This is a genomic window from Vibrio sp. 10N.261.55.A7, assembly GCF_002877365.1.
Lineage (GTDB): Bacteria > Pseudomonadota > Gammaproteobacteria > Enterobacterales > Vibrionaceae > Vibrio.
Genome location: NZ_MCWZ01000210.1, coordinates 1 through 444, shown reverse-complemented (window position 1 = coordinate 444; position 444 = coordinate 1). Strand labels below are relative to the sequence as shown.

Sequence of the window (444 nt, the reverse complement as noted above, 5' to 3'; positions counted from 1 at the left end):
AGATTCATAGCAGCAACCGGACACGTCGATTGCCTAATGTAAATAAAAAAGAAAAGGTTCCCTACTCCATCAACCCGCTAAAAAAGAGGTCATCATTCGTCAAAAAAACAGACTATTAGTAAACTACGTTGAAATTAGATTTATTCGCATGGTGCATACCAAATATTTCCATCTTTGGAGCACTCCTGTAAATAAGTCCCATCTGCATAATTGTACGTTCTGAGCCACCCTCCATGAGAATCGCGAACAGTGGTCAACTGATCATATGAGCCTTCGGATAAATATTCATATTTAACTCGTTTCCACGAATCGGAACCATGACTGGTATCCTCGTCAAAAGCATAAGATAGGTAATTTAAAACGTCTAAGCTATCTCTTGATAATGCGTTCACTGTTTTCTCTATATCAGAAAAATCACTGTACTGAATATTATTATCGTAGTAA

General features: G+C 37.2%; 1 pseudogene. It reads right to left on the bottom strand.

What is annotated here, in order from left to right:
* Nucleotides 1-140: 140 nt before the first annotated feature.
* Nucleotides 141-444 (bottom strand): annotated as a pseudogene (locus BCU12_RS23530) (hypothetical protein); the annotation flags it as partial.